This window comes from Erwinia sp. 9145 (assembly GCF_000745075.1).
Lineage (GTDB): Bacteria > Pseudomonadota > Gammaproteobacteria > Enterobacterales > Enterobacteriaceae > Erwinia > Erwinia oleae.
This window is the reverse complement of sequence record NZ_JQNE01000001.1, coordinates 4,120,870-4,146,529: the sequence shown is the minus strand read 5'-3', so window position 1 is coordinate 4,146,529 and position 25,660 is coordinate 4,120,870. Positions and strand designations below refer to the sequence as shown.

At 55.9% G+C, this 25,660-nt stretch carries 19 protein-coding genes; 10 read left to right on the top strand and 9 right to left on the bottom strand.

The window, feature by feature from the left end; translation table 11 throughout:
* The first annotated feature begins 80 nt into the window (after nt 1-80).
* Entirely contained in the window at nt 81-2,732 is a 2,652-nt protein-coding gene (gene ppc / locus FA91_RS19485) for a phosphoenolpyruvate carboxylase (RefSeq protein ID WP_034918545.1), read from the top strand.
* Nucleotides 2,733-2,770: 38 nt separating this feature from the next.
* On the opposite strand, the gene FA91_RS19480 is transcribed toward ppc, so the two are convergent.
* From FA91_RS19480 to metB, 8 genes are all read right to left on the bottom strand, one after another.
* Entirely contained in the window at nt 2,771-4,132 is a 1,362-nt protein-coding gene (locus tag FA91_RS19480; protein ID WP_034918543.1) for a homoserine dehydrogenase, read from the bottom strand.
* Nucleotides 4,133-4,155: 23 nt separating this feature from the next.
* Entirely contained in the window at nt 4,156-5,508 is a 1,353-nt protein-coding gene (locus tag FA91_RS19475) for a gluconate:H+ symporter (protein ID WP_034918540.1), read from the bottom strand.
* A 104-nt stretch (nt 5,509-5,612) separates the two neighbouring features.
* On the bottom strand, nt 5,613-6,392 hold the full coding sequence (locus tag FA91_RS19470) for a DeoR/GlpR family DNA-binding transcription regulator (RefSeq protein ID WP_034918538.1): 780 nt from the start codon (nt 6,390-6,392) through the stop codon (nt 5,613-5,615).
* A gap of 20 nt (nt 6,393-6,412) precedes the next feature.
* Nucleotides 6,413-7,054 (bottom strand): aldolase, encoded by a 642-nt coding sequence (locus tag FA91_RS19465; RefSeq protein WP_034918536.1) that lies wholly within the window; start codon nt 7,052-7,054, stop codon nt 6,413-6,415.
* Entirely contained in the window at nt 7,047-8,300 is a 1,254-nt protein-coding gene (gene otnK, locus FA91_RS19460; protein ID WP_197060506.1) for a 3-oxo-tetronate kinase, read from the bottom strand. The genes FA91_RS19465 and otnK overlap by 8 nt, the downstream gene beginning before the upstream one ends.
* A 316-nt stretch (nt 8,301-8,616) precedes the next feature.
* Complete coding sequence (metF, locus tag FA91_RS19455; protein ID WP_034918533.1) at nt 8,617-9,516, bottom strand: methylenetetrahydrofolate reductase; 900 nt, start codon at nt 9,514-9,516, stop codon at nt 8,617-8,619.
* A 219-nt stretch (nt 9,517-9,735) separates the two neighbouring features.
* A complete protein-coding gene (locus FA91_RS19450) occupies nt 9,736-12,162 on the bottom strand; it encodes a bifunctional aspartate kinase/homoserine dehydrogenase II (RefSeq protein WP_034918531.1) in 2,427 nt (808 codons plus the stop codon).
* Nucleotides 12,163-12,164: 2 nt separating this feature from the next.
* Nucleotides 12,165-13,325 (bottom strand): cystathionine gamma-synthase, encoded by a 1,161-nt coding sequence (metB, locus tag FA91_RS19445; RefSeq protein WP_034918528.1) that lies wholly within the window; start codon nt 13,323-13,325, stop codon nt 12,165-12,167.
* Nucleotides 13,326-13,567: 242 nt separating this feature from the next.
* Here metB and metJ point away from each other — a divergent pair, with 242 nt between their 5' ends.
* From metJ to FA91_RS19430, 3 genes are all read left to right on the top strand, one after another.
* A complete protein-coding gene (gene metJ, locus FA91_RS19440; RefSeq protein WP_034918525.1) occupies nt 13,568-13,885 on the top strand; it encodes a met regulon transcriptional regulator MetJ in 318 nt (105 codons plus the stop codon).
* A gap of 166 nt (nt 13,886-14,051) precedes the next feature.
* Complete coding sequence (locus tag FA91_RS19435) at nt 14,052-15,785, top strand: ShlB/FhaC/HecB family hemolysin secretion/activation protein (RefSeq protein WP_051937348.1); 1,734 nt, start codon at nt 14,052-14,054, stop codon at nt 15,783-15,785.
* A 69-nt stretch (nt 15,786-15,854) separates the two neighbouring features.
* The gene (locus tag FA91_RS19430) at nt 15,855-17,357 is read left to right on the top strand and encodes a filamentous hemagglutinin N-terminal domain-containing protein (protein ID WP_034918523.1); all 1,503 of its coding nucleotides are present in this window, start codon (nt 15,855-15,857) and stop codon (nt 17,355-17,357) included.
* 177 nt (nt 17,358-17,534) lie between these two features.
* Here the strand turns inward: FA91_RS19430 and rpmE are convergent, their stop codons facing one another.
* Nucleotides 17,535-17,747, bottom strand: a complete 213-nt coding sequence (rpmE, locus tag FA91_RS19425; protein WP_034918521.1) for a 50S ribosomal protein L31 — start codon at nt 17,745-17,747, stop codon at nt 17,535-17,537.
* 212 nt (nt 17,748-17,959) lie between these two features.
* On the opposite strand from rpmE, the gene priA reads away from it, so the two are divergent.
* From priA to FA91_RS19395, 6 genes are all read left to right on the top strand, one after another.
* Nucleotides 17,960-20,158 (top strand): primosomal protein N', encoded by a 2,199-nt coding sequence (gene priA / locus FA91_RS19420; RefSeq protein WP_034918519.1) that lies wholly within the window; start codon nt 17,960-17,962, stop codon nt 20,156-20,158.
* Nucleotides 20,159-20,354: 196 nt separating this feature from the next.
* On the top strand, nt 20,355-21,398 hold the full coding sequence (gene cytR, locus FA91_RS19415; RefSeq protein ID WP_072032326.1) for a DNA-binding transcriptional regulator CytR: 1,044 nt from the start codon (nt 20,355-20,357) through the stop codon (nt 21,396-21,398).
* Nucleotides 21,399-21,561: 163 nt separating this feature from the next.
* A complete protein-coding gene (gene ftsN, locus FA91_RS19410; protein ID WP_034918516.1) occupies nt 21,562-22,500 on the top strand; it encodes a cell division protein FtsN in 939 nt (312 codons plus the stop codon).
* Nucleotides 22,501-22,587: 87 nt separating this feature from the next.
* Nucleotides 22,588-23,118, top strand: a complete 531-nt coding sequence (gene hslV, locus FA91_RS19405) for an ATP-dependent protease subunit HslV (protein WP_034918513.1) — start codon at nt 22,588-22,590, stop codon at nt 23,116-23,118.
* An 11-nt stretch (nt 23,119-23,129) separates the two neighbouring features.
* Nucleotides 23,130-24,461 (top strand): HslU--HslV peptidase ATPase subunit, encoded by a 1,332-nt coding sequence (gene hslU, locus FA91_RS19400; RefSeq protein WP_034918510.1) that lies wholly within the window; start codon nt 23,130-23,132, stop codon nt 24,459-24,461.
* 190 nt (nt 24,462-24,651) lie between these two features.
* Nucleotides 24,652-25,581, top strand: coding sequence for a 1,4-dihydroxy-2-naphthoate polyprenyltransferase (locus FA91_RS19395; RefSeq protein WP_051937341.1), 930 nt, complete (start codon nt 24,652-24,654; stop codon nt 25,579-25,581).
* Nucleotides 25,582-25,660 lie beyond the last annotated feature (79 nt).

The window sequence follows — 25,660 nt, the reverse complement described above, 5'->3', positions numbered from 1 at the left end:
TGGCGGTTAACATGGCTAGATAAAAGGCAGGGTTATGCCGACAGCGGTGAAATAAAACGACAAAAGGCGTCAGGGGTCATATGAACGAACAGTATTCCGCAATGCGAAGTAATGTCAGTATGCTCGGCAAACTGCTGGGAGACACAATCAAGGATGCGCTGGGAGAAAATATTCTCGAACGGGTGGAAACCATCCGTAAGCTCTCGAAATCTTCCCGCGCGGGCAATGAGGATGATCGCCAGCAGCTGCTTTCGACGCTGCAAAATCTCTCCAACGACGAGCTGCTGCCCGTGGCCCGCGCCTTCAGCCAGTTTCTGAACCTGACCAACGTTGCCGAGCAGTACCACACGATTTCGCCTAATGGTGAAGGCGCTAACCATCCTGAGATGCTGACCGGTACGTTTGAGCGCCTCAGGCAGCAGCCCGATCTGACCGAAGCCGCCATCCGCGAAGCCATCGAATCGCTGTCGCTTGAGCTTGTGCTGACCGCGCATCCCACCGAGATCACCCGCCGGACGCTGATCCACAAGCTGGTGGAAGTGAACAGCTGCCTGGCGCAGCTCGATCACAACGATCTCTCCGACTATGAGCGCGCGAAAATCATGCGCCGTCTGCGCCAGCTAGTGGCGCAGGCCTGGCATACCGATGAAATACGTAAGTATCGCCCTTCACCGATCGATGAAGCAAAATGGGGCTTTGCCGTGGTTGAAAACAGCCTGTGGGAAGGCGTGCCGCATTTCCTGCGCGAGCTGAATGAACAGGTAGAAGCCGTTTTTGGCATAAAGCTGCCGGTCGATTTTGTACCGGTTAAATTCACCTCGTGGATGGGCGGCGACCGGGACGGCAACCCTAACGTGACCGCCGACATCACCCGCCACGTGCTGCAACTCAGCCGCTGGAAAGCAACCGATCTGTTCCTGCGCGACATCGCGGTGCTGGTTTCTGAGCTCTCTATGTCGGAGTGCACGCCGGACATTCGCGAACTGTGCGGCAAGCCTGACGCGCTGGAACCGTATCGCGAAATCATGAAAAAGCTGCGCAGCCAGCTGATGAACACCCAGTCATACCTTGAAGGCCGCCTGAAAGGCGAGCGCCTGCCGCGCCCGGACGATCTGCTGATCGCCAACGAGCAGCTGTGGGATCCGCTTTACGCCTGCTATCAGTCGCTCCAGGCGTGCGGCATGGGCATTATCGCTAACGGCCAGCTGCTGGATACGCTGCGCCGCGTGAAATGCTTCGGCGTGCCGTTAGTGCGCATTGATATCCGTCAGGAGAGCACCCGCCACACCGAAGCCATTGCCGAAATCACCCGCTACCTTGGCCTCGGTGACTACGAAAGCTGGTCCGAAGCCGACAAGCAGGCTTTCCTGATCCGCGAGTTGAACTCAAAACGTCCTCTGCTGCCACGCCAGTGGACGCCGAGCGACGACACGCGCGAGGTGCTGGAAACCTGCCGCGTGGCGGCGGATGCGCCCCAGGGTTCTATCGCCGCCTATGTGATTTCGATGGCGAAAACGCCGTCGGACGTGCTGGCGGTACATCTGCTGTTGAAAGAGGCCGGCATTCCGTTCGCCATGCCGGTTGCGCCGCTGTTCGAAACCCTTGACGACCTGAACAACGCCAATGACGTGATGAGCCAGTTACTGAATATCGACTGGTATCGCGGTTTCATTCAGGGCAAGCAGATGGTGATGATCGGCTATTCAGACTCGGCGAAAGACGCGGGCGTGATGGCCGCCAGCTGGGCGCAATATCAGGCGCAGGATGCGCTGATCAAAACCTGTGAAAAAGCGGGCATTGCGCTGACGCTGTTCCACGGACGTGGCGGCACCATCGGTCGCGGCGGCGCGCCGGCGCACGCGGCGCTGCTGTCACAACCGCCCGGCAGCCTGAAGGGCGGCCTGCGCGTGACCGAACAGGGCGAAATGATCCGCTTTAAATATGGCCTGCCGGAAGTCACCATCAGCAGCCTGTCGCTCTATACCGGCGCCATTCTGGAAGCCAACCTGCTGCCGCCGCCGGAGCCAAAAACGCAGTGGCGGGCGATCATGGATCAGCTGTCGGCGGATTCCTGCGCAATGTATCGTGGGTACGTGCGTGAAAACGAGGATTTCGTGCCCTACTTCCGCTCGGCCACGCCGGAGCTGGAGCTGGGCAAACTGCCGCTCGGCTCGCGGCCGGCCAAGCGTCGTCCTACCGGCGGCGTGGAGTCGCTGCGCGCTATTCCGTGGATTTTCGCCTGGACGCAAAACCGCCTGATGCTGCCCGCCTGGCTTGGCGCAGGCGCGGCATTGCAGACGGCGATGGAAGCCGGTCATCAGGATCAGCTGGAAGCGATGTGCCGCGACTGGCCGTTCTTCTCAACGCGTCTTGGCATGCTGGAGATGGTTTTTTCAAAAGCCGATCTGTGGCTGGCGGAGTACTACGATCAGCGTTTGGTGGATAAGTCGCTGTGGCCGCTGGGCAGGCAGCTGCGCGATCAGTTGGATGCCGATATCACCGCCGTGCTGACCATCGCTAACGATGCGCATCTGATGGCCGATCAGCCGTGGATTGCGGAATCCATCGCGCTGCGCAACGTCTACACCGATCCGCTTAACGTGCTTCAGGCAGAGCTGCTGCACCGTTCGCGTCAGCAGGAAGCGCGCGGCGAAGCGTCAGACGCCCGCGTCGAGCAGGCGTTGATGGTGACGATCGCCGGTGTTGCCGCAGGCATGCGCAATACGGGCTAGTCTCTTCTGCCCGGCGGCTCCTCGCCGGGCAACCTGTCTCAGACGCTCTGCTGCCAGGCGGTGTAGAGCAGTGAGTTATCCATTTCCAGCGCCTCAAGCGGGATCAGCTCGCCCGCCTTGACGTCCCGGTTCAGCACCTTATCGGACAGCAGATAATACGGAGCCAGTCCGGCAGCGTCGGCTTTCGGCAGCAAACGTGCGCTGACCGCCTCGATAGTATGATGATGGCCGCCCATCTCCAGCAGTTCGCCTTTTTTGATATCCCGCTCGGCAAAACCCGCCATCACGGCATGCACCGCCTGCGTTGTCGAACCGGATGCGCGTTTATGCAGTACGGCAGAGAAGATACTGTGCGGCGATTCCAGCCCCATGATGTGATAAGGCAGGTAGATACAGGCGTATTTGCGGCTGCGGCTCACCACATGGCCTTTGCCCGCCAACATCTCCCAGGTCTCGTCATCTTTACAGCGCACAATAACGAAAACGCCGCCGCCAAAGCTCACTTCATCATCGCGACGCAGACAGTTGAATACGTCAACCACGCCGGTGCGCGTCAGGATGCCGCCCTCTTCCTGAGGAATAAAAATATCGGCCAGTTCGCTGATATGGCAGAGCGGATAGCTCATCGCATCGCAGGCGGGGATCAGGCCCGACGAGTTTGCCACGACGTTCATTTCACAGTAGTCCGGCGTGGCGGAGAGCGGCAGAGAGGAGAGCAGCGCTTTACGCTGCGCCAGCGTCGCGCCAACGTCATCGCCCAGCCCCCAACACGCACCCAGTTCAGGCGCGTCTACTTTACGTCCGCTGTAGTCAAGCTGGCCGCTCTGCGCTGACCAGACATAGTCGTATTCGCTTGATTTCCCCGCCGCCACAATATCAAAGCCCAGCACCTTCGCCCAGGTGATCAGGCCAATCAGGTTAGCGGGCTGATCGCCATCCACCGTGGTGTAAACAGCACTGTTTTCCAGCGCCAGTTTATTCAGCCACGGCCCGGCGACCGAATCGGTTTCCTTACTGACCATGCCGACATGCACGCCGCGCTTCAGGGCGTTAATGGCGATCTGCACGCTGATCTCCGGCCTGCCGGTGGCTTCGATCACCATATCCAGCGACAGCGCGTCCAGCAGGGCGAAGTCGTTGACGATGGCCGCTTTTCCCGATGCTTCTGCCGCTCTGGCTTCATCAGCGCTGTGGCACACTTCGGCGTCCTGACAGTAACCGAGCGTATTCAGCAGCGAACGCGTGCCATCAACGTTGATATCGCACAGCGCCACCACTTCCAGCGCAGGAATGTCGCGGCACTGCACCAGAAAAGATCGCCCAAAACCGCCGCTGGCGCCGGTAATGGCGATACGGATGCGGCGGCTCGTTAACTCAGAAAACAACAGTTCATAATTCATGATAATTCCTCGACGACGCGTCGTTAGCTCACGATCGCATTCAGCAATAAGACAAAAATCAGGCCCAGGATCGACAGAAAAGAGACCAGCAGCGTCCAGCTTTTCAGCGTCTCTGCCACCGTCAGTTGGAAATACTCTTTAAACAGCCAGAAGCCGGAGTCGTTAACGTGGGAGAGCATCAGTCCGCCCGTGCTGGTTGCCAGCACCAGCAGCGGCAGGTTGACGCCGTGCGCCGCCAGGGGCGCTACGATGCCTGCGGTCGTGACCACGGCGACCGTCGCCGAGCCAATGGCGATGCGGATCAGCGCCGCCACCAGCCACGCCAGTACCAGCGGCGAAATGTTCCAGTGCATCGCTGAGTCCGCGATCAGCGTGCTGACGTGCGTGGCAAGCAGCATCTCCTTCAGGCCGCCGCCGGCCCCCAGGATCAGGATGATCGCCGCACAGGGCCCGAGGCTTTTACCCAGCATTTTTTGCAGCTGCTGCATAGAGTGGCCGCTGCGAATGCCAAGCGCGTAAATGGCGAACAGTACGGCGATCAGCAGGGAGACGATCGGATCGCCAATGGTGTTGAGGATCTCTGCCGCTGTGCTGCCGGGCGCGACCGCATTTTTCGCCAGCGTGCGGCACATCATTAACATTGGCGGCAACAGAATGGTCAGCATCGCGAGGAAAAACGACGGGCTGCGTTTTTCGCTCTGTTCAGTCGCCTCAATGGGGAGCGCGTCGTTGCTGAAGTCCTGGCGGCCTAAATCGGGGAATGTCTTCATGACAAACGACGTAAAGACCGGCCCGGCAAGCAGCACCATCGGCACCGCCAGCAGCAGGCCGAAGAACATCGCCTGCCCGGCATCGGCGCTATAGGTGGTCATGGCCAGCGTCGGCGCCGGATGCGGCAACAGCAGGCCATGCGCAACGTATAAACCGGCTGCCATCGGAATACCGATACGCATCAGCTGGCTGCGCGTGCGGCGGGCGATGGCATAAACCAGCGGCACCAGCATCACAAAGCTGACGTCAAACAGGTGCGGCAGGCCGATAATCAGCGCGGCGATACAGATGGTCAGCGGGATCAGCCGCACCGAGCCGAGCCGGATAAAGGTGTTGGCAATTTTGTCCGCGCCGCCGGACTCCAGCAGCAGTCCGCCAAGCATGGTGCCGAGGCCGACGACCAGCCCGGTCGATCCCAGTACGCCGCCGAAGCCTTTTTCAAAGCTTTTTATGGTCTGCGTGGGCGACAGACCTGCCGCGACACCAAGAAAACCTGCGGAAATAATTAAAGCCAAAAAAGGATGGAACTTAAACTGCGTAATTAAAATAATAAGAATTGCGATCGCACTGATCAGCGCAATGAACTGACTGATGTCGAAATGCATAGTGCCTCCGGGCATATTGAAATATGCCTTATCGATTATAATAAGCCTTATACTTTCATAATTAGCGTGTAGGGTTCAGCGAGCGTGTCTACATCCGTTTTTCCTCATATTTTATCGGTTTGAGCCTGATGCAGCCGGAGATCAATTGCTGCCAGATTCTTTAAAACATCGGCGGGTAATTGATCGTCGCAAATAATATCGTCCAGTTGATCAAGATGGCAGATATGAAACATGCCGTACTTGCCATATTTGCTGCTGTCAGAAACCAGCACGTTCCGGCGCGATGAAGCCAGTACCGCCTTTTTCACCAGCATCTTGCCCTCATCCGGCGTGGAGACGCCGTGTTCGATATCCCATGAGCTTGAGCTGATAAAGGCGACGTCGATATTATGCTCACGAATAAACTGCGCCGCGCTGTGTCCGACGCAGGAACGATTACGAATATCGATCTGCCCACCGGTATGGTAAATATCGATGTGAGGCATCGTCATTAAAAAATCAGCAATAGTAAAATCGTTGGTGACAATCGCCACCTTTTTTAATTTTTTCGCCACGCAGCGCGCTATTTCATACGTGGTGGTGCCCGCATCCAGATAAATAACCTTGCCGGATTCAACAAACCTTTCGGCAATAATACCGATATCTCTTTTTACCTTATGATGAAGCAATGCTTTTTCAACGTAAGGCAGCTCCTGAATCAGCGACGCATTTAATTTCGCCCCGCCGCTGATTAACGTAACTTTTCCTTCATCTTCCATCTCTTTGAGATCGCGACGAATGGTCATATGTGAAACGTCCAGCAGCTTTACCAGCTCATTGATCGCCGCGTGCGCGTGCTGGTGCAGGTAGCTGTAGATAAATGTGCGGCGTTCGTCAGGCAACATGGCTCTCTCTCGTGCGACGCTTAGTGACCGCCGCCGAAGGTGGTGCGCAGTTCGGCGACCTGTTCCTCATTCAGCCTGACCATACCATGCGGCAGCAGCGTGAAGTAGAGCCGGGCCGTATCCTCAAGCTCTTCGGCGTTGAAGGTCGCTTCGCGCAGGTTTGCGCCGCCAATGACCGGCCCGTGATTCGCCAACAGCATCGCATTATGCGTCGGTGCCAGCGCGCCGACCTCGTCCGCCAGCCCGGCATGGCCCGGTCGGTAATAAGGAATAAGCGGCAGCCTGCCGACCCGCATGACAAAGTAGGGGGTGATCGGCGGCAGGCAGTCGGTCGGATCGAGGCCCGGCAGACAGGAGAGCGCGGTGAGCGACGGCGAGTGAAGGTGCACCACGCCGCCAATATCCGGCCGCTGGCGATAAAAAGCCAGATGCATCACCGACTCCTTCGACGGTTTATTGCCTGATACCCAATTGCCTTCCGCGTCCAGCTCGCTGAGGGTGGCGGCATCCAGCGAGCCAAAGCTGGAATTGGTCGGCGTTACCAGAAATCCGCCGCCCGGCAGGCGGCAGCTCAGATTTCCCGCGCCGCCGCTGCAATAGCCACGCATAAACATTGAGTGTGCCAGCGAGACCATCTGCTCGCGGTGTTCCCTATCACGCATGATAAAACTCCTGGGCCTTAGTAAAGAAATGCTCATCCCCAAAATTACCTGACTTCAGCGCCAGCCAGAGCGGGCGGTGAAGATCTTTCACCCAGGGTACGCCGGGGGCGATCGTCTCACCGATGGCAAAGCCCTCTACGGAGAGCTTCTGTACGATCAGGCTGGATGTTTCGCCGCCCGCCACGATAAATTTGTTCACGCCCTGCCCGTTTAATTCAACGGCCAGTGCGGCAAAAAGGTGTTCAATGGCGCTGCCGACCGCCTCCACGCCAAAGCGTTCTTGCAGCGCTTTCACCTCTTCCGCCGGGCGCGTGGCATAGATCATCGGCGCTTTTTCCGCAGACTGCGTTAACACCCACGCGGCCAGCTCCGCCTGATAGTCCGCATCGTTCAGGCAGCGCTCCACATCCAGCGCCAGCGAAGGAGCATGTTCGCGGTAATGCGCCACCTGCTGATTGGTCATTAATGAACAGCTTCCGGCAAGGATCAGCGTGCGTCCGGTCGATAAAGGCGCAAACTCCTCCGCCTGCGGCGGCTGGGGATGCCGCGCCGCCAGCGCGCCTGCCAGACCGGAGCCGCCGGTCAGCAGCACGTTGTGCGGGAGCGCATCGGCCAGCGTCAGCAAATCGTTCTGGGTTAGCGCATCCACCACCGCATAACGTTTTCCTTCGTTTTCTAACTGCGCCAGCCGCCGGACCACAGCCGCTTTTCCTTCACCCAACGTCGCCAGAGAAACCAGCCCGCAGGTGCCTTGCGCCTGTTGTTCCATGACGCGAAGAAGGTTGGCGTCTTTCATTGGCGTCAGCGGATGGTTTTCCATGCCGGACTCATTAAGCAGACGTCCGTTCACAAAGAGATGACCGTGAACCACGGTACGGCCGTTGATCGGCAGCGCCGGACACAATATCGCCATCGGCGCACGCGTCTCCGCCAGCAGAAAGTCGGTAACCGGGCCGATATTCCCCGCCGATGTTGAATCAAAAGTGGAGCAGTACTTGAAGTAGAGACGCTCGCAGCCCTGCGTCGTCAGCCAGCGGCTGGCGTGTGCAGAGAGCGTCAACGCCTGCTCAGCGGCGCAGGAGCGGCTTTTCAGCGAAATCACCACGGCATCGGCGCTGGCCAGATCGACGGTGCCGGTCGGGATGCCGTTTAACTGCACCACCCGCCAGCCGGATGTGGCCATGAAACTGGCGATGTCCGTTGCGCCCGTAAAATCATCTGCGATGATGCCCAGCTTAATTGTCATAACGTTACCGCGTGTTCTGACCGTGTGAATTTATGAAACATTATGCGCGGATCGGATTCACATTCCGATGAGGCATATCACACTTACGCGCCGGGGAATTGCACCTGAAAATCCGTCAACCTGTTGTTTTATAATAATCAACAGAGAAAGCGGATATTCACAACGCGCTGTGAATTCATGTGAAGTATCGTGACGGTGTGGAACCGAATCGGGAGAGATGAACGCTTTCTGAGAAGAGAAGCGCTGGCGGGAAGCAATGAGCTGGCAAGGCGCCCTGCTTTTCTGAACAAACGGGGCAGCCGCCTGCCCCGCAACATCATGCTGTTGCTAACGTCGGCCGCACGCCCAGCGTGTGGCAAATGGCATAGCTCATTTCTGCGCGGTTCAGCGTGTAGAAGTGAAAATCCTTCACCCCTTCGCGGCTGAGAATTCTCACCATGTCCATCGCCACGTTGGCACCGACCATCTTGCGGGTTTCCGGGTCGTCATCCAGTCCTTCAAACATGCTGGTCATCCAGCCCGGTACGCGCACGTTGGTCATGGTGGCGAAGCGCTGAAGCTGTTTGAAGTTGGAAACCGGCAAAATGCCCGGCACGATTTCCACGTCAATGCCGGTGGCGACACAGCGATCGCGAAAGCGCAGATAGCTCTCAACGTCGAAGAAAAACTGCGTAATCGCCCGGTTGGCGCCCGCGTCGATTTTACGCTTGAGGTTAATCAGATCGGATTGCGCGCTTTTCGCTTCCGGGTGCACTTCCGGGTAAGCCGCAACGGAAATATCAAAATCGCCCACGTCTTTCAGCAGCGACACCAGATCCGCGCCGTACATTTCCGGTTTGCCGCCGCCCGGCGGCAGATCGCCGCGCAGCGCAACGATATGACGGATGCCGTTGTCCCAGTAGTCTCTGGCAATGGCGCGCAGTTCGTCAGGCGTGGCGTCGATGCAGGTGAGATGCGGCGCGGCTTCCAGGCCAGTACGATCTTTAATGCCTTTAATAATGCTGTGCGTACGGTCACGCTCGCCGGAGTTCGCGCCGTAGGTGACGGAAACGAATTTAGGTTTCAGGCTGCTCAGCCGATCGATTGAGCTCCACAGAGTCTGTTCCATTTCACTGGTACGCGGTGGGAAAAACTCGAAGGAGACGTTAATCCGTCCGCTTAACTCGGCCAGACTTTGATTCAGCGCTTCGCGCTGGTTGGCGTGGAAAAAACTCATGGCTTACCTCAATCGATCGCGTTATGAATGACTCGTCCAGTTGAACATCCATACGTTTAGACGTCCAGACACTCAAAATGACGGAATCCGCTTATCCAGTCAACCTGTAATTGCTTTCGGCAAGTGACAAATTCTCAGTGATAATGAGAAAAATTCATGTAAGGACGCGGCATGAGGCAGGAGAAAAGCCGGGCCAGACCGGGTCTGGCCCCCGACGCGTTATAAAAGCTGCGCCAGCCTGTTGAGATCGGATTGAATGGCGCCAGCGGTGACGTCCCGGCCCGCGCCCGGGCCGCGGATCACCAGAGGATTATCGCGATACCAGCGGCTTTCGATGGCAAATACGTTGTCGCATGGCAGCAGTGACGCGAGCGGATGATCGCCTCTTACCGCCTCAACGCCAACGCGCGCTTTACCGTTGGCGTCAAAACGCGCCACATAGCGCAGAACCAACCCCAGCTCCTGCGCCGCTTCAAAACGCTGCTGCATCTGCTCATTCAGCATCTCGCCGTTCTCGAAAAAGTGATCGACGGATTCGTTTTCGCAACCTTTCGGCACCAGCGACTCGACGCGCACCTGCTCCGGCTCGATATCGTAACCGGCTTCACGCGCCAGGATCACCAGCTTGCGCATCACGTCCTGCCCGGAGAGATCCACGCGCGGGTCCGGCTCGGTCAGACCCTGCTGCCACGCCTGATCGACCAGCTCGGTAAACGGCACCGTGCCGTCATATTGCAGAAACAGCCACGAGAGCGTGCCGGAGAAGATACCGCTGATAGAGAGAATGCTGTCGCCGCTTTCGCGCAGATCGCGCACGGTGTGATTCACCGGCAGCCCGGCGCCTACCGTGGCGTTGTACAGCCAGTGTCGTCCGGTTTTCGCAAAGGCATCGCGGATCTGGCGATAACGATGGCTGTCCGACGCGCCCGCCACTTTATTGGCGCTGACCACGTGAAAACCGTGGCTGGCAAAGTCCAGATACTGTTCGGCCAGCGTTTCGCTGGCGGTCACGTCCAGCACCACCAGGTCATCAAAGGGATGCGCCCGCATCCACAAAAACAACGATTCTTCATCGTGCCCGACCGCTTCGTCTTCAAAAAAGGCCAGGGCGCGGCTGGCATCCAGCCCCTGATAATTGAGCAGGCTGCGGCGGCTGTCCACCACGCCCGCCAGCACAAATTCAAAGCCCGTTCTGGCCGACAGCGTTTCCCGTTCGCGGCCAAACAGCTCAAGCCAGCGTGAACCGATGTTGCCTTTACCGAACAGCATCAGTCCAACCTGTTTTTCCGCGCGGAACAGCGACTGATGAAGGCCCCGAATCAGGCTCTCCGTTGGGCCAACGCGCAGCACGGCGACCAGACTGATGCTCTCTTCCGACTGCCAGATAAACTCAACGGGCTGATCTTTTAACTGCTGCCAGAAGCGATGACTGTGCAGTGGATTACGGCAGACGCCCGCCCCGACCAGCGCAACCAGCGCCATGCCCTCGCGAAGCCGGATGCTGCCGGGCAAGGCGGCGTTTTCAAGCAGCGCGTGCGCGCTGTTGACCACTTCAGAGGTGTAGCAAAGCTGGAGAAGGTTGCGATCCGGATGAAGACCGATTGCCAGCGGACGCAGCTGCGCACGTTTGAGTAATTGATCCAACTCTTTATGCAGCGTGGCGAAATCATGCTGCGGCGGCACCTGATACTCAATCAGGCAGACATCGTCGTGGCTGGTGACGATTCGCGCGCCGGTGCCGGAAGCCAGCACGCGCTCAATGCGCGTGGAACCCTGCTCCGGCTGATAGCTACAGCGCAGTTGCAGATCGATATCGCTGCCGGAAACCGGTTGCAGGGTGCGGGTATGCAGCACCGGGGCCGCCAGCCGCGCCAGTTCACTGGCCTCATCAAGCCGCAGCAGCGGCAGCAGGCAGGCATCTTTCACCTTGCGCGGATCGGCGCTATAGACGCCCGCGACATCGCTCCAGATGGTGACGCGGGAAACGCCCGCCAACGCACCAATTTGCGTAGCGGAGTAGTCGCTGCCGTTGCGACCCAGTAATACCGTGTCGCCCGCCTCGTTGCGGCAGATAAAACCGGTGATCACCAGTCGCTGGTTGGGATGCTGCGCCAGCAGCTGCTGAAGCAGAGGCCAGGATTTCCCCTCATCCACCTGCGGCTGCGCGGCCTGCTCGGCCCGCAGAAAATCGCGGGCGTCCAGACAAACAGCGGCGATATCCTGCTGATTAAGCACGGCGGCCATCAGACGCGCCGACCAGATCTCGCCATGACCGACGACTTCAGCATACACGGCATCGGTAATGTTGCCGTCAAGCAATGCCGCCAGCCGTTCCAAATCATGGATAAAGCGGGTAATGAGTTCTGCCGCCTGAGCGGCGGGAAGCAGGGCGCCGATCAAATCGCTTTGATAACGACGTAGCGCCTGCTGAACCTGATGCGCGGAGAGGCGGTCACTCTGGCTCAGTTTGAGCCAGCTGATTAACTGGTTAGTTGTGCCGCCTGCGGCGGAAACCACCATGATATCGCCGGGAAAACTGTACCCGGCCATGATCCCGGCGACCCGCTGATAACATTTCGCGTCAGCAAGGCTGCTGCCGCCAAATTTATGTAGCTGACGCGTGCCCGCTACTGCTGACTGACTCATGCTTAGTCCTCGGCCGCGATCCGGAATGCGTTATCCAGATCGGCGATTAAATCTTCGTGATCTTCAATTCCTACCGAAATCCGCAGAAGGGTTTCCGAAATACCCGCCGCCGCGCGCGCCTCTGCCGACATCCCGGCGTGGGTCATGGTTGCCGTATGGGAAATCAAACTCTCCACGCCACCCAGCGATTCGGCCAGGGTGAACAGCTCCAGCGCCCCGAGGAAACGACGCAGCGTCTGCTCGTCGCCATCCAGCTCAAAACTTAACATAGCGCCAAAGCCTTTTTGCTGACGTACCGCAAAAGCATGGCCCGGATTTTCCGGCAAAGAAGGATGATACAGCTTTTTCACCAACGGCTGATGCCTCAGGTAGTCGACAATGGCCAGCGCGTTACGCTGCGCAGCAGCCATTCTGGGTGCCAGCGTACGCAGGCCGCGCAGCAGCAAATAGCTGTCGAACGCCGCGCCCGTCACGCCGATATTATTGGCCCACCATGCCAGCTCAGTCACCAACCCGGGATCTTTAGCAATCACTACGCCTGCGACGACGTCGGAGTGGCCGTTCAGGTATTTCGTACAGGAATGCAGCACCAGATCCGCGCCCAGCGCCAGCGGATTTTGCAGCGCCGGGCTCAAAAAAGTATTGTCAACGACGCTCAGCGCGCCCGCTTCCCTGACGGCTTTGCAGATGCCAGCGATATCAACCACGCGCAGCAGCGGATTGCTGGGGCTTTCAATCAGCACCAGCTTCGGCTTTTCCTGCAACGCGGCCTGCAATGCAGCGCTGTCGCCTTGATCGACAAATTTCACCCGATACGCGCCGCGTTTACTCAGGCTGTCAAACAGCCGGTAGCTGCCGCCGTAGCAGTCATGAGGCGCGACCAGCAGATCGCCGGGTTTAAGAAAAACGGTACACACCAGATGAATAGCAGACATCCCGGTATTGGTCATCACCGCGCCAGCGCCGCCTTCCAGCTCCGCCAGCGCGCGTTGCACCACGTCGCGCGTTGGGTTACCGCGGCGAGAGTAGTCATGGGCTCGGGGCTGGTTGAAATCGGTAAAATTATAGGTGCTGGAGAGATGGATCGGCGGAACAACGCAGCCGTATTGCTCGTCGTCATTTAAACCGCTGCGGACCGCAATGGTTGCCTGTTTACGCGTCATAGTGCATACATTCCTGGCAAGTATAAAAGAAGCACTAGCATAACAGCGCAAAAACGGACGTCAATACATCTGGACATCTAAATGTCTTTGCGTATAGATTGAGCAAACTGGCAATAACCGTTAATATTATGGCCCTATAGCCGACAGAAAGTTGAACCGAGGCAGTATAGCGGGCCCCAACTTCAGGCATAATTAGCCAAATTCCGGCATGTTGATAATTTTAATGATGACTAAGGTAACCCATGGCTGAATGGAACGGCGAATATATCAGCCCTTACGCTGAGCACGGCAAAAAGAGCGAGCAGGTAAAAAAGATTACGGTATCTATCCCGTTGAAAGTGCTTAAGATCCTGACCGATGAGCGCACCCGCCGCCAGGTGAACAACCTGCGTCACGCGACCAACAGTGAACTGCTGTGTGAAGCTTTTCTCCACGCGTTTACCGGGCAACCGCTGCCGGACGATGTTGATCTGCGCAAAGAGCGGAATGATGAAATTCCCGAAGAGGCGAAGGTGATTATGCGCGAGATGGGCGTCGACCCTGATACGTGGGAATATTGATCGCCCCGTTCTCTGTTCAGGGGATAGCACGGACTCTCCGGGTAAATGCTATCCCTTTAAAAATTTATTATCAGTAATATTTGGAATTATTACTATATCAATAGCCATTCATGATCAATACAATCCTGCTATTAATAATGGAATATAATAATACCAGGTTTAACACATGGACTGTTTTCACAAAAACCCGCGACAGCGGTTTCTTTATCTGTTTGCTTCTTTTTTCTCCGCGGTAGTTTCCCTCGGCGCCTCCGCCGATGGGGACGGGCTTCCTGTTGGTACCGAAAAGGCGTTGAAAAATAATTCAGCACAACTAATCGAACAAGATAAGATTCGAAAAGAACATTTGTTACCGCTAAAAAATGAAAATAATTCCAGCGTCAGCGATCTGCAAAAAGATATCATCCTCTTTCCTGAAGAGAATAATTGTTACGATATAGAGAGCGTGTCATATCACGTTGACAACGACGCCATTAACTTTAGCCGGTTGCGCGATATTACCCGGCAGGCCGAAGGGAAGTGTTTAGGCATCGAAGGCATTCGTCTGTTGTCAAAAACGATCCAAAATGAAATTATCCGTATGGGTTATATTACCACACGTCTTGAGATGCCCGACCAGGATCTGACGCAGCGGAAACTTAATTTTACTGTCCTTACCGGAAAGGTGGGTAAAATCCGCCTGGCTGAAAGCAGCGGGAACTATATCAGCCTGAAAAATACGTTACCTTTACATGAGGGCGATATTCTTAATCTACGCGATCTGGAGCAGGGAAGTTTTAACCTTAAAAGAGTACCCGGTTCCGAGGTCAAAATTGAAATCCTCCCCGGTAAATATCAGGGCGAAAGCGACGTTGACATTACGCGCGAGCAGAAAAAATACTGGCAGGTCGCAGCCTGGTTAGATGATGCAGGGAGTAAAGCCACCGGTCGTTACCAGGGCGGCGGCGCGCTCTATCTTAATAATATCACCTCGCTCAGCGATTCGCTTTATTTCTCGTATGGACGGGATATTGATTTCAGCCATAAACCGTTCGGTAACAGTAACCGCGCCGTAGGCTATTCCGTACCGTGGAATTACTGGTGGCTGGATTTTTATGCCAGTGAAAGCCAATCACAGCAGCACATTCAGGGTAATCAGGCAAGCTGGAACCTGAATAATTACAACCATTATCTGAGCGCACAGGTAAACTATCTTCTTTCGCAGTCCATGACGCATAAAACGACTGCCGGAATGCAGATATTTAACATTGGAACACGCTATTATTTTAATGGTCATACCGAGCTGACCAGCATGCATAAAAAAAGTGCGGGCCTGAAAGCAATAATTAAGCATTCGCATAGATGGGAAAGAAGCAGCGTTGATACCACTCTGTCACTGCAAAAAAAGATGCCCTGGTTTGGCAGCCTTGCAACACAGGAAGCGAAGTTTAATTTAATTGACCATGATGCAACTATAGCGACGTTGAATATCGCCGGGTCTGGCTGGTTTGATATTGCTTCGCATAAGATTCATTATGCGCCACAGCTTAACGTACAGCTGTCACCAAACCGTCTCTCCTCGTTGGATCGTTTTTCAATTGGCAGTCGTTGGACAGTGCGTGGCTTTGATGGAGAAAGCAGCCTGCAACAAAACCAGGGAGGATACTGGCGGAATACGTTTAGTCTGATATTGCCTGAGAAGAATTATCAGCCTTATTTAGGTGCTGATGTCGGCAGAATTATTGGCGATGCCAGCCAAAATGGCATCGTTGGTAAAACATTGATGGGTAGCGTCGCAGGTGTACGCGGCTGGTTATGGAATACAAGTTATGATGTTTTTCTCGGTGTACCGCTGATTAAACCGCATAATTTCCATACTGACTCATTGACGCTCGGATTTTCAATGCAGTGGAGTTATTAAGTAAGAGAAGAAGCGTAGTAACTTTTATCGTCGTGTTTTTAAAATAAAATTAAATTAAAGGATTAAACAATGAAACATCAATTTAACGTTCTTTTTATTGCTACCGCAGTAGCACTTTTCTCTCATGCAGCCAGCGCCGATCCCGATCAGTATCAACATCGTAATGGCACAGTGGTTGTCGATATCAATAAAGCGAATTCAAACGGTCTTTCTCATAACCTGTGGAAAGAGTTCAACGTTAGCAAGAACGGTATGATTTTAAATAACTCAACCACCGATATCTTACGTGATACCGGCAACATTGCTAAAAACAATAACCTCGATAGCGCGGCAAAAATTATTTTGAATGAGGTTATCACCAATAAGGCCAGTTCACTGCAAGGCTTTATAGAAGTTGCCGGTCAAAAAGCGGATGTGATTATTGCTAACCCTAACGGCATTACCTGCTCAGGCTGTAGCTTTATTAATACCGACCGTGCAACGTTGACTACCGGTACGCCTCTGATTAATGCAGAAGGCGCATTGACCGGTTTTAATGTTGATAAAGGCAGCATTAAGGTAGGCGCTGAGGGCCTGAACAACACCAGCTTTACTGAGTTGCTGGCGAATACTATTCAGCTTGAGGGCAAGGTGAACTCCAATAGCGTATATGCTATTGCTGGAAACTATCGCTTTGACCGCGAAACCGGGAAAATCGAAGCGGGCAAGGAAGCGAAAAATGCCAGTATTGATGTTCAGTCGTTAGGCGGCATTACGGCAGATACAATTTTCCTCGCCACCACCCAGGCGGGGGCGGGCGTAAATAATAAAGGCCTCCTTAACGGTCATGTTATTCAAATCAATAGCAGCGGTAAACTGGTCAATACCGGGACTATCTCTTCAATGATTGGAACAAGTGTGAACGCCAGCGACAACATTGAAAATAAAGCTGAAGGCAAAATCGAGTCAATGAACATGATTAACCTGGCGACGACCAAAGACGTTGTCAACGAAGGCACGCTGGCCTCTCAGTTTGGTACCATTGGTCTTTATGCTATCCCTGCTGCGCCAGACAAGAATAACCTGCTCGGTTCAATTTTTGATACTCTGTTCGGTTGGAGCGGTAATATCACTAACCGTGGCACCATTAAAACAGGCGGCAATATTGAAATGCTCTCAAACAACAGCATTACTCTGGCGAGCGGCTCGATTGAAGCAGGCAAATCATTGACTCTGCTTACCGGAGGTGCCGCGACTAACGGCGGCGCTATCTCTGCTAACAATGTGGATCTGCTGGCTGCAAACCTTAATAACAGCGGTACCATTCGTGCCAGCCAGGACATGAACATCAGTGCGCAAAACGGCATCCGCAACGTGGGAATGCTGGAAAGCACAAATCTGACGCTTGCAACTCAAGGCACCATCGTTAACGAAGAGTGCGGCTGGTTTAGCTGCAATACCGGTACGTTAAAAGCGGAAAAACTGACGATTAAAGCGCCTCAGGTGACCAGCATCAATAAGGTAAACGGCAACATTAATGCGAGACACATCGTGCTGAACCCGATTGAAGAGATCGTTGCAGACGCGGAATAATTTCGTGGCGATTACCGCCTATTAAACGTTAAGTAAAACACCGCGCTGGCGACGATCAGCGCGGTGTTTTTTGCCGTTCAGACTCGCGGCACTGCTTCTGATTCATGATGAATCAGATATAAAAAAACCCGGCCGAAGCCGGGTTTTTCATGCATCCGAAGCGGAGCGTGCAGCAGCTTATTTGCTGCCAGGGATGCTGAAACGCTTGTTGAAGCGGTCCACACGACCACCGGTAGCAACGTCACGCTGCTTGCCAGTGTAGAACGGGTGGCATTTGCCGCACACGTCCAGGTTCAGATCGTGACCCACGGTTGAGCGGGTTTTAATTTCGTTACCGCAAGAACATTTAGCAGTAACTTCAGCATAGTTTGGATGAATATCTTTTTTCATGGGAAACCTCAGTTAAGGCCGTGTCGCTCTCCCGTGCCAGGAAACGCCTGCACCGGCACCACACGATGATTAAAATTCAGATGAATTGATACCTGAATGCAGTATCAAGGCGGCGAACTATACAGAAAGTAACCGTTCGCTGCAATCGAATCCGCACATTCAGGAAGACACAGTGTACACTATTCCGCTCACAAATTCATCCGGATGATCTCATGCCCGTTGTTCAGGTTGCCCTGCCGGTCCCGCTTGCCCGCCACTTCGATTATCTGTTGCCGACGCATCTGCCGACGGTTGCGGTTGGCGCGCGCGTGGAAGTCCCTTTTGGCAAACGCAAGGCAACGGGCATTGTTGTTGGCCTGTGTGAACACAGCGACCTGCCGCGAGAGCAGCTGAAAGAAATTATTCGGGTGATGGACAACGCCTCACTGTTTCCTCCTTCCCTGTGGCGTATCCTGCTGTGGGCGGCTGACTACTACCATTTTCCGCACGGCGAAGTGCTGTTTCACGCGCTGCCGGTGCTGCTTCGCCAGGGCAAACCGGCCGAAAAGGCCCCGCTGTTTCAGTGGACGCTGAGCGAAACGGGACACGCCACCGCGCCTGAAAGCCTGAAGCGTGCGCCAAAGCAGCAGCAGGCGCTTGCGGCCCTGCGCCAGCGTAGCCTTTGGCGCCATGAAATCAGCCAGCACGATATCACCGACGCCACGCTTCAGGCGCTGCGGGCCAAAGGGCTCTGTGAGCTGCGCAGCCTGGCGCCCGCCTCTGAGGACTGGCGCAGCCGGTTCAGCGTCACTGGCGAAAGGCTTCGTCTCAACACCGAGCAGGCCACGGCCGTGGGCGCGATCCGTAGTGAAGACAACCATTTTGCCGCCTGGCTGCTGGCGGGGATCACCGGTTCCGGTAAAACAGAGGTCTATCTCAGCGTGCTGGAAAACGTGCTGGAGAGCGGCCGTCAGGCGCTGGTGCTGGTGCCGGAGATTGGCCTGACGCCGCAGACCATCGCGCGTTTTCGTGAGCGTTTCAATGCGCCGGTAGACGTACTGCACTCCGCGCTGAACGACAGCGAGAGGCTGGCGGTCTGGCTGCGCGCCCGCAGCGGTGAAACGGCGATTATTATCGGTACACGTTCAGCACTGTTCACACCTTTTGCCCACCTGGGCGTGATCATTATTGATGAAGAGCATGACAGCTCCTACAAACAGCAGGAAGGCTGGCGCTATCAGGCGCGGGATCTGGCGGTGTTTCGCGCGCGACAGGAAGATATTCCCATCGTTTTGGGCTCGGCAACCCCGGCCCTGGAAACCCTGCACAACGTGCAAACCGGTAAATATCGCCAGCTCAATCTGAGTAAACGGGCGGGTAATGCGCGTCAGGCGACGCAGCACCTTATTGATTTAAAGGGCGTAAGACTGGAAGGCGGTCTTTCGCCTGCGTTGATTAAAAGAATCGGTCAGCATCTTCAGGCGGATAACCAGGTGCTGCTGTTTCTTAACCGCCGTGGCTTTTCGCCTGCCATGCTGTGTCACGAGTGCGGCTGGATTGCGGAATGCCAGCGCTGCGATCGCTATTACACGCTGCATCAGCAGCACCATCAACTTCGCTGCCATCACTGTGACAGCCAGCGGCCTGTGCCTCACCAATGCCCGCAGTGCGGATCAACGCATCTGGTGCCGGTCGGGCTTGGCACCGAGCAGCTGGAGCACAATTTAACGCAACGCTTTCCCGACGTGCCGCTTTCGCGTATTGACCGCGACACCACCAGCCGTAAGGGCGCGCTTGAACAACACCTTGCTGCTGTCCATCGCGGCGGTGCGCGAATACTTGTCGGCACGCAGATGCTGGCAAAAGGGCATCATTTTCCCGATGTAACGCTGGTTTCTCTGCTCGATGTGGATGGCGCGCTCTTCTCCGCCGATTTTCGCTCCGCCGAGCGTTTTGCCCAGCTGTATACGCAGGTTGCCGGACGCGCCGGGCGGGCCGGAAAACAGGGCGAGGTGCTGCTCCAGACTCATCACCCTGAACATCCGCTGCTGCAAACGCTGATGCATAAAGGCTACGACGCATTTGCCCGCCAGGCGCTGGAAGAACGCAAAACCGTGCTGCTGCCGCCGTTCACGCATCACGCGCTTTTTCGCTCGGAAGATCATGATAATCAGCAGTCATCGCTGTTTCTCCAGCAGCTACGCAACCTGCTGGAAGCCAGCCCGCTTAAAGATGAAGCGTTCTGGGTCATGGGGCCGGTTCCCGCGCTGCAACCCAAGCGCAGCGGACGCTATCGCTGGCAGTTGCTGTTGCAGCATCCTTCGCGCGGTACGCTCCAGCGCCTGATAAAAAGCACCCTTCCGCTGATCGGCACCTTGCCGCAGGCGCGAAAGGTGAAATGGACGCTGGATGTCGATCCAACGGAAGGGTGAAAAATGTCGCGTCTTGCAACGCGCCCTGCGAGACGCTTCGAAAATAGTCGCTTAAGTCACATTTTTTATGCAAATTAAGTAACGACGGCTCGCCACATCTGATAAAAATGTGATGGAGATCGAAACAGGGACGCGTAAGTGCGCTTCATTCATCAGAGCGATCGTTTACGCGCGGCGAAGAGAGGAGGATACAACGTTGGTGCACCATCCAGAGGCAACGGGCGCGACCATGAAGGACGTGGCGGAAAAAGCGGGCGTATCAACAGCCACCGTTTCGCGTGCCCTGATGAGTCCTGAAAAAGTCTCCGCCGCCACGCGTCAGAAAGTTGAAGACGCGGTGACCGCTGTGGGTTACTCGCCTCATACGCTGGCGCGCAACAGCAAGCGCAGCGAATCACGCACCATTCTGGTTATCGTCCCTGATATCTGCGATCCCTTTTTCAGCGAAATGATCCGCGGCGTGGAATCGGTGGCCGCAGCCGTTGGCTACCTGGTGCTGTTGGGCGACTGCGCGCATCAGAATCAGCAGGAGAGATCGTTTCTCGACCTGATGCTTACGCGTCAAATCGACGGTATGGTGCTGCTGGGTTCGCAGGTGCCGTTTGACAGTACTAATGAAGAGCAGCGCGCGCTGCTGCCAATGGTGATGGCGAACGAATTTGCGCCAGAGCTGGATCTTCCCACGGTGCATATCGACAATCTGACCGCGGCCTTCGAGGCGGTCAATCACCTGCTGAGGCTGGGCCACAGCCGCATTGCCTGTATTGCCGGGCCGCAGGATATGCCGCTTTGCCAGTATCGCCTTCAGGGCTATATTCAGGCACTCAGACGCAGCGGTATCGCAGTAGACCCGCACTATATTGTACGCGGTGATTTCACCTTTGACGCGGGCAGCCGGGCCATGCAGTACCTGATGGCGCTGCCGGAACCGCCCGATGCGCTCTTTTGCCACAGTGATATCATGGCGCTGGGCGCGATGTCTGAAGCGAAGATCATGGGGCTGCGCATCCCGCAGGATATCTCGCTGGTTGGCTTTGATGATATTGAGCTTTCCCGCTACAGTGACCCGCAGCTCACCACCGTTTCGCAGCCGCGTTTTGAGATCGGCCGCGAAGCGATGAACCTGCTGCTTGAGCAGCTTCAGGGAAAAATCGTCAACAGCGGCTCCAGGCTGCTGGATTTCGAGCTCAAAATTCGCGGCAGCACGGCCCCTTCCCTACGGGATGAAAACGCGCGTTAAACCGGTGCCTCTGGCGGTAAATTTCAAGAATCAGGAGATTCTTACCGCCATTCCCGCTGGTCAAAGTTCCGGCCCTTGAGTAACATGGCGGGCTAAAAGCTGGGTACTCCAGCGGCAATGTTGCCCGCCCTCTCCTTTTTTATTGATTATTAGCGGAACGATAGTGGCACAAAAAGATTACGTAGGCCGCGGGCGTTCGACAGGGACGCGTCGCAAGAAGACCAACAGTCGCAGTAAAAAGCGTAGCGGTGGTTCAGGCGTATCGAAAATTATGGTGGTTCTCGCCGTCGCAGTACTCGTCACCTTCGTTGGCGGCCTGTGGTTTATCGCACATCATAAAAAAGAAGAAACGCCGGTCATTCCCGATCATAAAGCGGTGGGCAACGGCCTGCCGCCGAAGCCTGAAGAGCGCTGGCGCTACATTAAAGAACTTGAAAATCGTCAGATCACCGTCCCTACGCCAACGGAACCGTCTGCGGGCGGCGAGGTGCATTCGCAGACACAACTTACCGACGAACAACGGCAGTTGCTTGAGCAAATGCAGGCGGATATGCGTCAGCAGCCTACCCAGTTGAATGAAGTGCCGTGGAATGAACAGACGCCTGCTCAACGCCAGCAAACGCTTCAGCGTCAGCAGCAGCAAACTCAGCTTCAGCAGCAGTCGCGAATGCAGCAGCAACAGCAAGCTCAGCTCCAGCAGCAGTCGCGGATGCAACAGCAGCAGCAGCCCGTGCAGACGCAGCAGCCAGCGAAAACGCAGCCCCGCCCCGCCGCTCCTGTGACGCGCGAGCCGGTTCGCCAGGCACCTGCGCAAACCGCCGCCGAGCCGCAGCCAAAAGCAGAAAGCAAGCCGAAGGACGTTGAAAAGGAAAACGCGCAGCGCTGGATGGTACAATGCGGCTCCTTTAAAGGCACCGATCAGGCCGAATCGATCCGCGCTCAGTTGGCCTTTGAAGGGTTTGAGAGCCGGATCACCAGCGGCGGCGGCTGGAATCGCGTGGTGATTGGCCCGTACAACGGACGCGCCAGCGCAGACAGCACGTTGAAGAAGCTGCGCGGCTCCGGCCATACAAATTGTATTCCTCTTTCCATCGGGGGTTGAAACCCTTCGAACCTGCCCCATATCTTGTTGCATTGCTGCCTCGCTTACGGGCGAGGCTATTTTATTCATGCAACGAGAGGTTTGCCCGTGACAACAATTGTAAGTGTGCGACGCAACGGACAGGTGGTCATTGGCGGTGATGGCCAGGCGACGCTTGGCAATACCGTAATGAAAGGCAACGTCAAAAAAGTGCGTCGTCTCTATAACGATAAGGTTATTGCTGGTTTTGCTGGCGGTACCGCGGACGCCTTCACGCTGTTTGAACTGTTTGAACGCAAGCTGGAAATGCATCAGGGACATCTGGTGAAGGCAGCCGTTGAGCTGGCGAAGGACTGGCGCACCGACCGGATGCTGCGCAAGCTTGAAGCGCTGCTGGCCGTAGCTGATGAAAACGCCTCGCTGATCATTACCGGCAACGGTGACGTTATCCAACCTGAAAACGATCTGATTGCCATTGGTTCCGGTGGTCCTTACGCACAGGCAGCCGCCCGTGCTCTGCTGGAAAATACCGAGCTTGGCGCGCGCGATATCGCGGAAAAAGCGTTGGGTATTGCAGGCGATATCTGCATTTACACCAACAGCAATCTCACCATTGAAGAATTACCGTCTAAAGCGTAAGGATCCTGATTATGTCTGAAATGACTCCGCGCGAGATCGTCAGCGAACTGAACAGATTTATTATCGGCCAGGACGGCGCCAAACGCGCCGTTGCTATTGCTCTGCGTAACCGCTGGCGCCGTATGCAGCTTGATGAAGAGCTGCGTACCGAAGTCACGCCAAAAAACATTTTGATGATCGGCCCGACCGGCGTGGGTAAAACTGAAATCGCACGTCGTCTCGCCAAACTGGCGAACGCGCCGTTTATCAAGGTTGAAGCGACCAAGTTTACCGAAGTGGGCTACGTCGGGAAGGAGGTTGACTCCATCATTCGCGATCTGACCGATTCTGCGATAAAAATGGTGCGTTCGCAGGCGATTGAGAAAAACCGCTATCGCGCTGAAGAGACGGCGGAAGAGCGTATCCTTGATGCGCTGATCCCACCGGCTAAAAATAACTGGGGACAGGCTGAAACCAACGCCGAACCGTCCGCCGCACGCCAGTCTTTCCGCAAAAAGCTGCGCGAGGGCGAGCTGGACGACAAAGAAATTGAGATCAATCTGGCGGCTTCGCCGATGGGGGTTGAGATCATGGCGCCGCCGGGCATGGAAGAGATGACCAGCCAGCTTCAGTCCATGTTTCAGAACCTGGGCGGCCAGAAGCAGAAGCCGCGCAAGCTGAAAATCAAAGAGGCCATGAAGCTGCTGATTGAAGAAGAAGCCGCCAAACTGGTTAACCCGGAAGAGCTGAAGCAGGAAGCGATTGACGCGGTTGAACAACATGGCATCGTGTTTATCGATGAGATCGATAAGGTGTGTAAACGCGGCGAAAGCTCCGGCCCGGATGTGTCCCGCGAGGGCGTCCAGCGCGATCTGCTGCCGCTGGTGGAAGGTTGTACCGTGTCCACCAAGCACGGCATGGTGAAAACAGATCATATCCTGTTTATCGCGTCCGGCGCGTTTCAGGTCGCCAGCCCGTCGGATCTGATCCCTGAGTTACAGGGCCGTCTGCCGATCCGCGTTGAGCTTCAGGCTCTGACCACGGAAGACTTCGAGCGTATTCTGACCGAACCGAACGCCTCCGTTACCGTGCAGTACAAAGCACTGATGAAGACTGAAGGTGTGGATATTCACTTCACCGATGACGCCATCCAGCGCATTGCCGCCGCCGCCTGGCAGGTCAATGAGACGGCTGAGAACATCGGCGCGCGTCGTCTGCATACCGTGCTGGAGCGTCTGATGGAGGAGATCTCCTATGACGCAAGCGATCGCCACGGCCAGTCAATTACCATTGATGCGGACTACGTCAGCCAGCATCTGGACGAACTGGTGGCAGACGAAGATCTCAGCCGCTTTATTCTGTAACGCCTGCGGGCTGATAAAAAGGGGAGCTTCGGCTCCCCTTTTTACGTTCAGAGCGGGCGCGGATGGTTATAAATATGCCAAAAGTCGTCAAGAGCATCACCATTCTTGATGCGGATTAATTTTTAACCCGTCCGCCGGCGATAGACTGCTGTGACTATCCTTCGGTTGTCTCCAGCAAAGGCCCTTCACCATGACGGAAAATGTTCAGTTTGTCTCAGCTCACGGCGCGTCACGTGCCTGGCTGGAAAGTCTTCGTCTGCGAACGCTGCCGCTGGCGTGCGCATCGGTCATTACCGGTTCGGCGCTGGCCTGGTGGCAGGGGCATTTCGATCCTGCCATTGCCGGCCTTGCTCTTCTGACCACCGCACTGCTGCAAATCCTGTCCAACCTGGCGAATGACTATGGCGATGCCGTCAAAGGCAGCGATACGCCTGACCGTATCGGCCCGCTGCGCGGCATGCAAAAAGGGCTCATCGGCGAGCGGCAGATGCGACGCGCGCTGATCTTAACCGTTTTGCTGACTATTGGCGCAGGCGTGACGCTGGTGGCGACGTCCTGCCAGTCGCTGCATGACATACTGGGATTTATTGCGCTCGGCGCGCTGGCGATTGTTGCTGCTATTGCCTATACGGTCGGCAAAAAACCGTACGGCTACCTGGGGCTGGGCGATCTTTCCGTGCTGATTTTTTTCGGCTGGTTGGGCGTACTGGGCAGCTACTACCTTCAGGTGCACAACGTTGACGGCGTGCTGTTTCTGCCTGCCACCGCCTGCGGCCTGCTTGCCGTTGCGGTGCTGAACGTCAACAACATGCGCGACATCGACAGCGACCGTAACCAGGGAAAATTTACGCTGGCGGTACGGCTGGGGCCAGTTAACGCACGGCGCTATCATGCATTGCTGCTGGCAGGTTCGTTGCTATGCTTCATCCTGTTTACGCTGCTAACCACGCAGGCGGGCGCCGGGTGGCTTTATCTGATTGCCGCTCCTCTTCTTTTCCGTCAGGCGCGTTTTGTTATGCAACAACGCACCGCGCTGGCAATGCGGCCGATGCTGGAAAAAACCGTAAAGACCGCGCTGCTGGTCAACGTGCTGTTTTCATTCGGCCTGCTGCTCAATTAGTTGTGATGTGCTTGACCCATCGCAACTTTAACCCATTGATGATTTTGCCAATCTCCCGGGTAAAGCGATATACTTACCT

Excerpts from the sequence above, each read along its gene's own strand:
- FA91_RS19395 (WP_051937341.1), top strand. The coding sequence starts at position 24,652 with ATGACGGAAAATGTTCAGTTTGTCTCAGCTCACGGCGCGTCACGTGCC.
- metF (WP_034918533.1), bottom strand. The coding sequence starts at position 9,516 with ATGAGTTTTTTCCACGCCAACCAGCGCGAAGCGCTGAATCAAAGTCTG.
- FA91_RS19480 (WP_034918543.1), bottom strand. The coding sequence starts at position 4,132 with ATGAATTATGAACTGTTGTTTTCTGAGTTAACGAGCCGCCGCATCCGT.
- rpmE (WP_034918521.1), bottom strand. The coding sequence starts at position 17,747 with ATGAAAAAAGATATTCATCCAAACTATGCTGAAGTTACTGCTAAATGT.
- ppc (WP_034918545.1), top strand. The coding sequence starts at position 81 with ATGAACGAACAGTATTCCGCAATGCGAAGTAATGTCAGTATGCTCGGC.
- FA91_RS19475 (WP_034918540.1), bottom strand. The coding sequence starts at position 5,508 with ATGCATTTCGACATCAGTCAGTTCATTGCGCTGATCAGTGCGATCGCA.
- otnK (WP_197060506.1), bottom strand. The coding sequence starts at position 8,300 with ATGACAATTAAGCTGGGCATCATCGCAGATGATTTTACGGGCGCAACG.
- priA (WP_034918519.1), top strand. The coding sequence starts at position 17,960 with ATGCCCGTTGTTCAGGTTGCCCTGCCGGTCCCGCTTGCCCGCCACTTC.
- hslU (WP_034918510.1), top strand. The coding sequence starts at position 23,130 with ATGTCTGAAATGACTCCGCGCGAGATCGTCAGCGAACTGAACAGATTT.
- FA91_RS19430 (WP_034918523.1), top strand. The coding sequence starts at position 15,855 with ATGAAACATCAATTTAACGTTCTTTTTATTGCTACCGCAGTAGCACTT.
- FA91_RS19450 (WP_034918531.1), bottom strand. The coding sequence starts at position 12,162 with ATGAGTCAGTCAGCAGTAGCGGGCACGCGTCAGCTACATAAATTTGGC.
- FA91_RS19435 (WP_051937348.1), top strand. The coding sequence starts at position 14,052 with ATGGACTGTTTTCACAAAAACCCGCGACAGCGGTTTCTTTATCTGTTT.
- FA91_RS19470 (WP_034918538.1), bottom strand. The coding sequence starts at position 6,392 with ATGTTGCCTGACGAACGCCGCACATTTATCTACAGCTACCTGCACCAG.
- metJ (WP_034918525.1), top strand. The coding sequence starts at position 13,568 with ATGGCTGAATGGAACGGCGAATATATCAGCCCTTACGCTGAGCACGGC.
- metB (WP_034918528.1), bottom strand. The coding sequence starts at position 13,325 with ATGACGCGTAAACAGGCAACCATTGCGGTCCGCAGCGGTTTAAATGAC.
- FA91_RS19465 (WP_034918536.1), bottom strand. The coding sequence starts at position 7,054 with ATGCGTGATAGGGAACACCGCGAGCAGATGGTCTCGCTGGCACACTCA.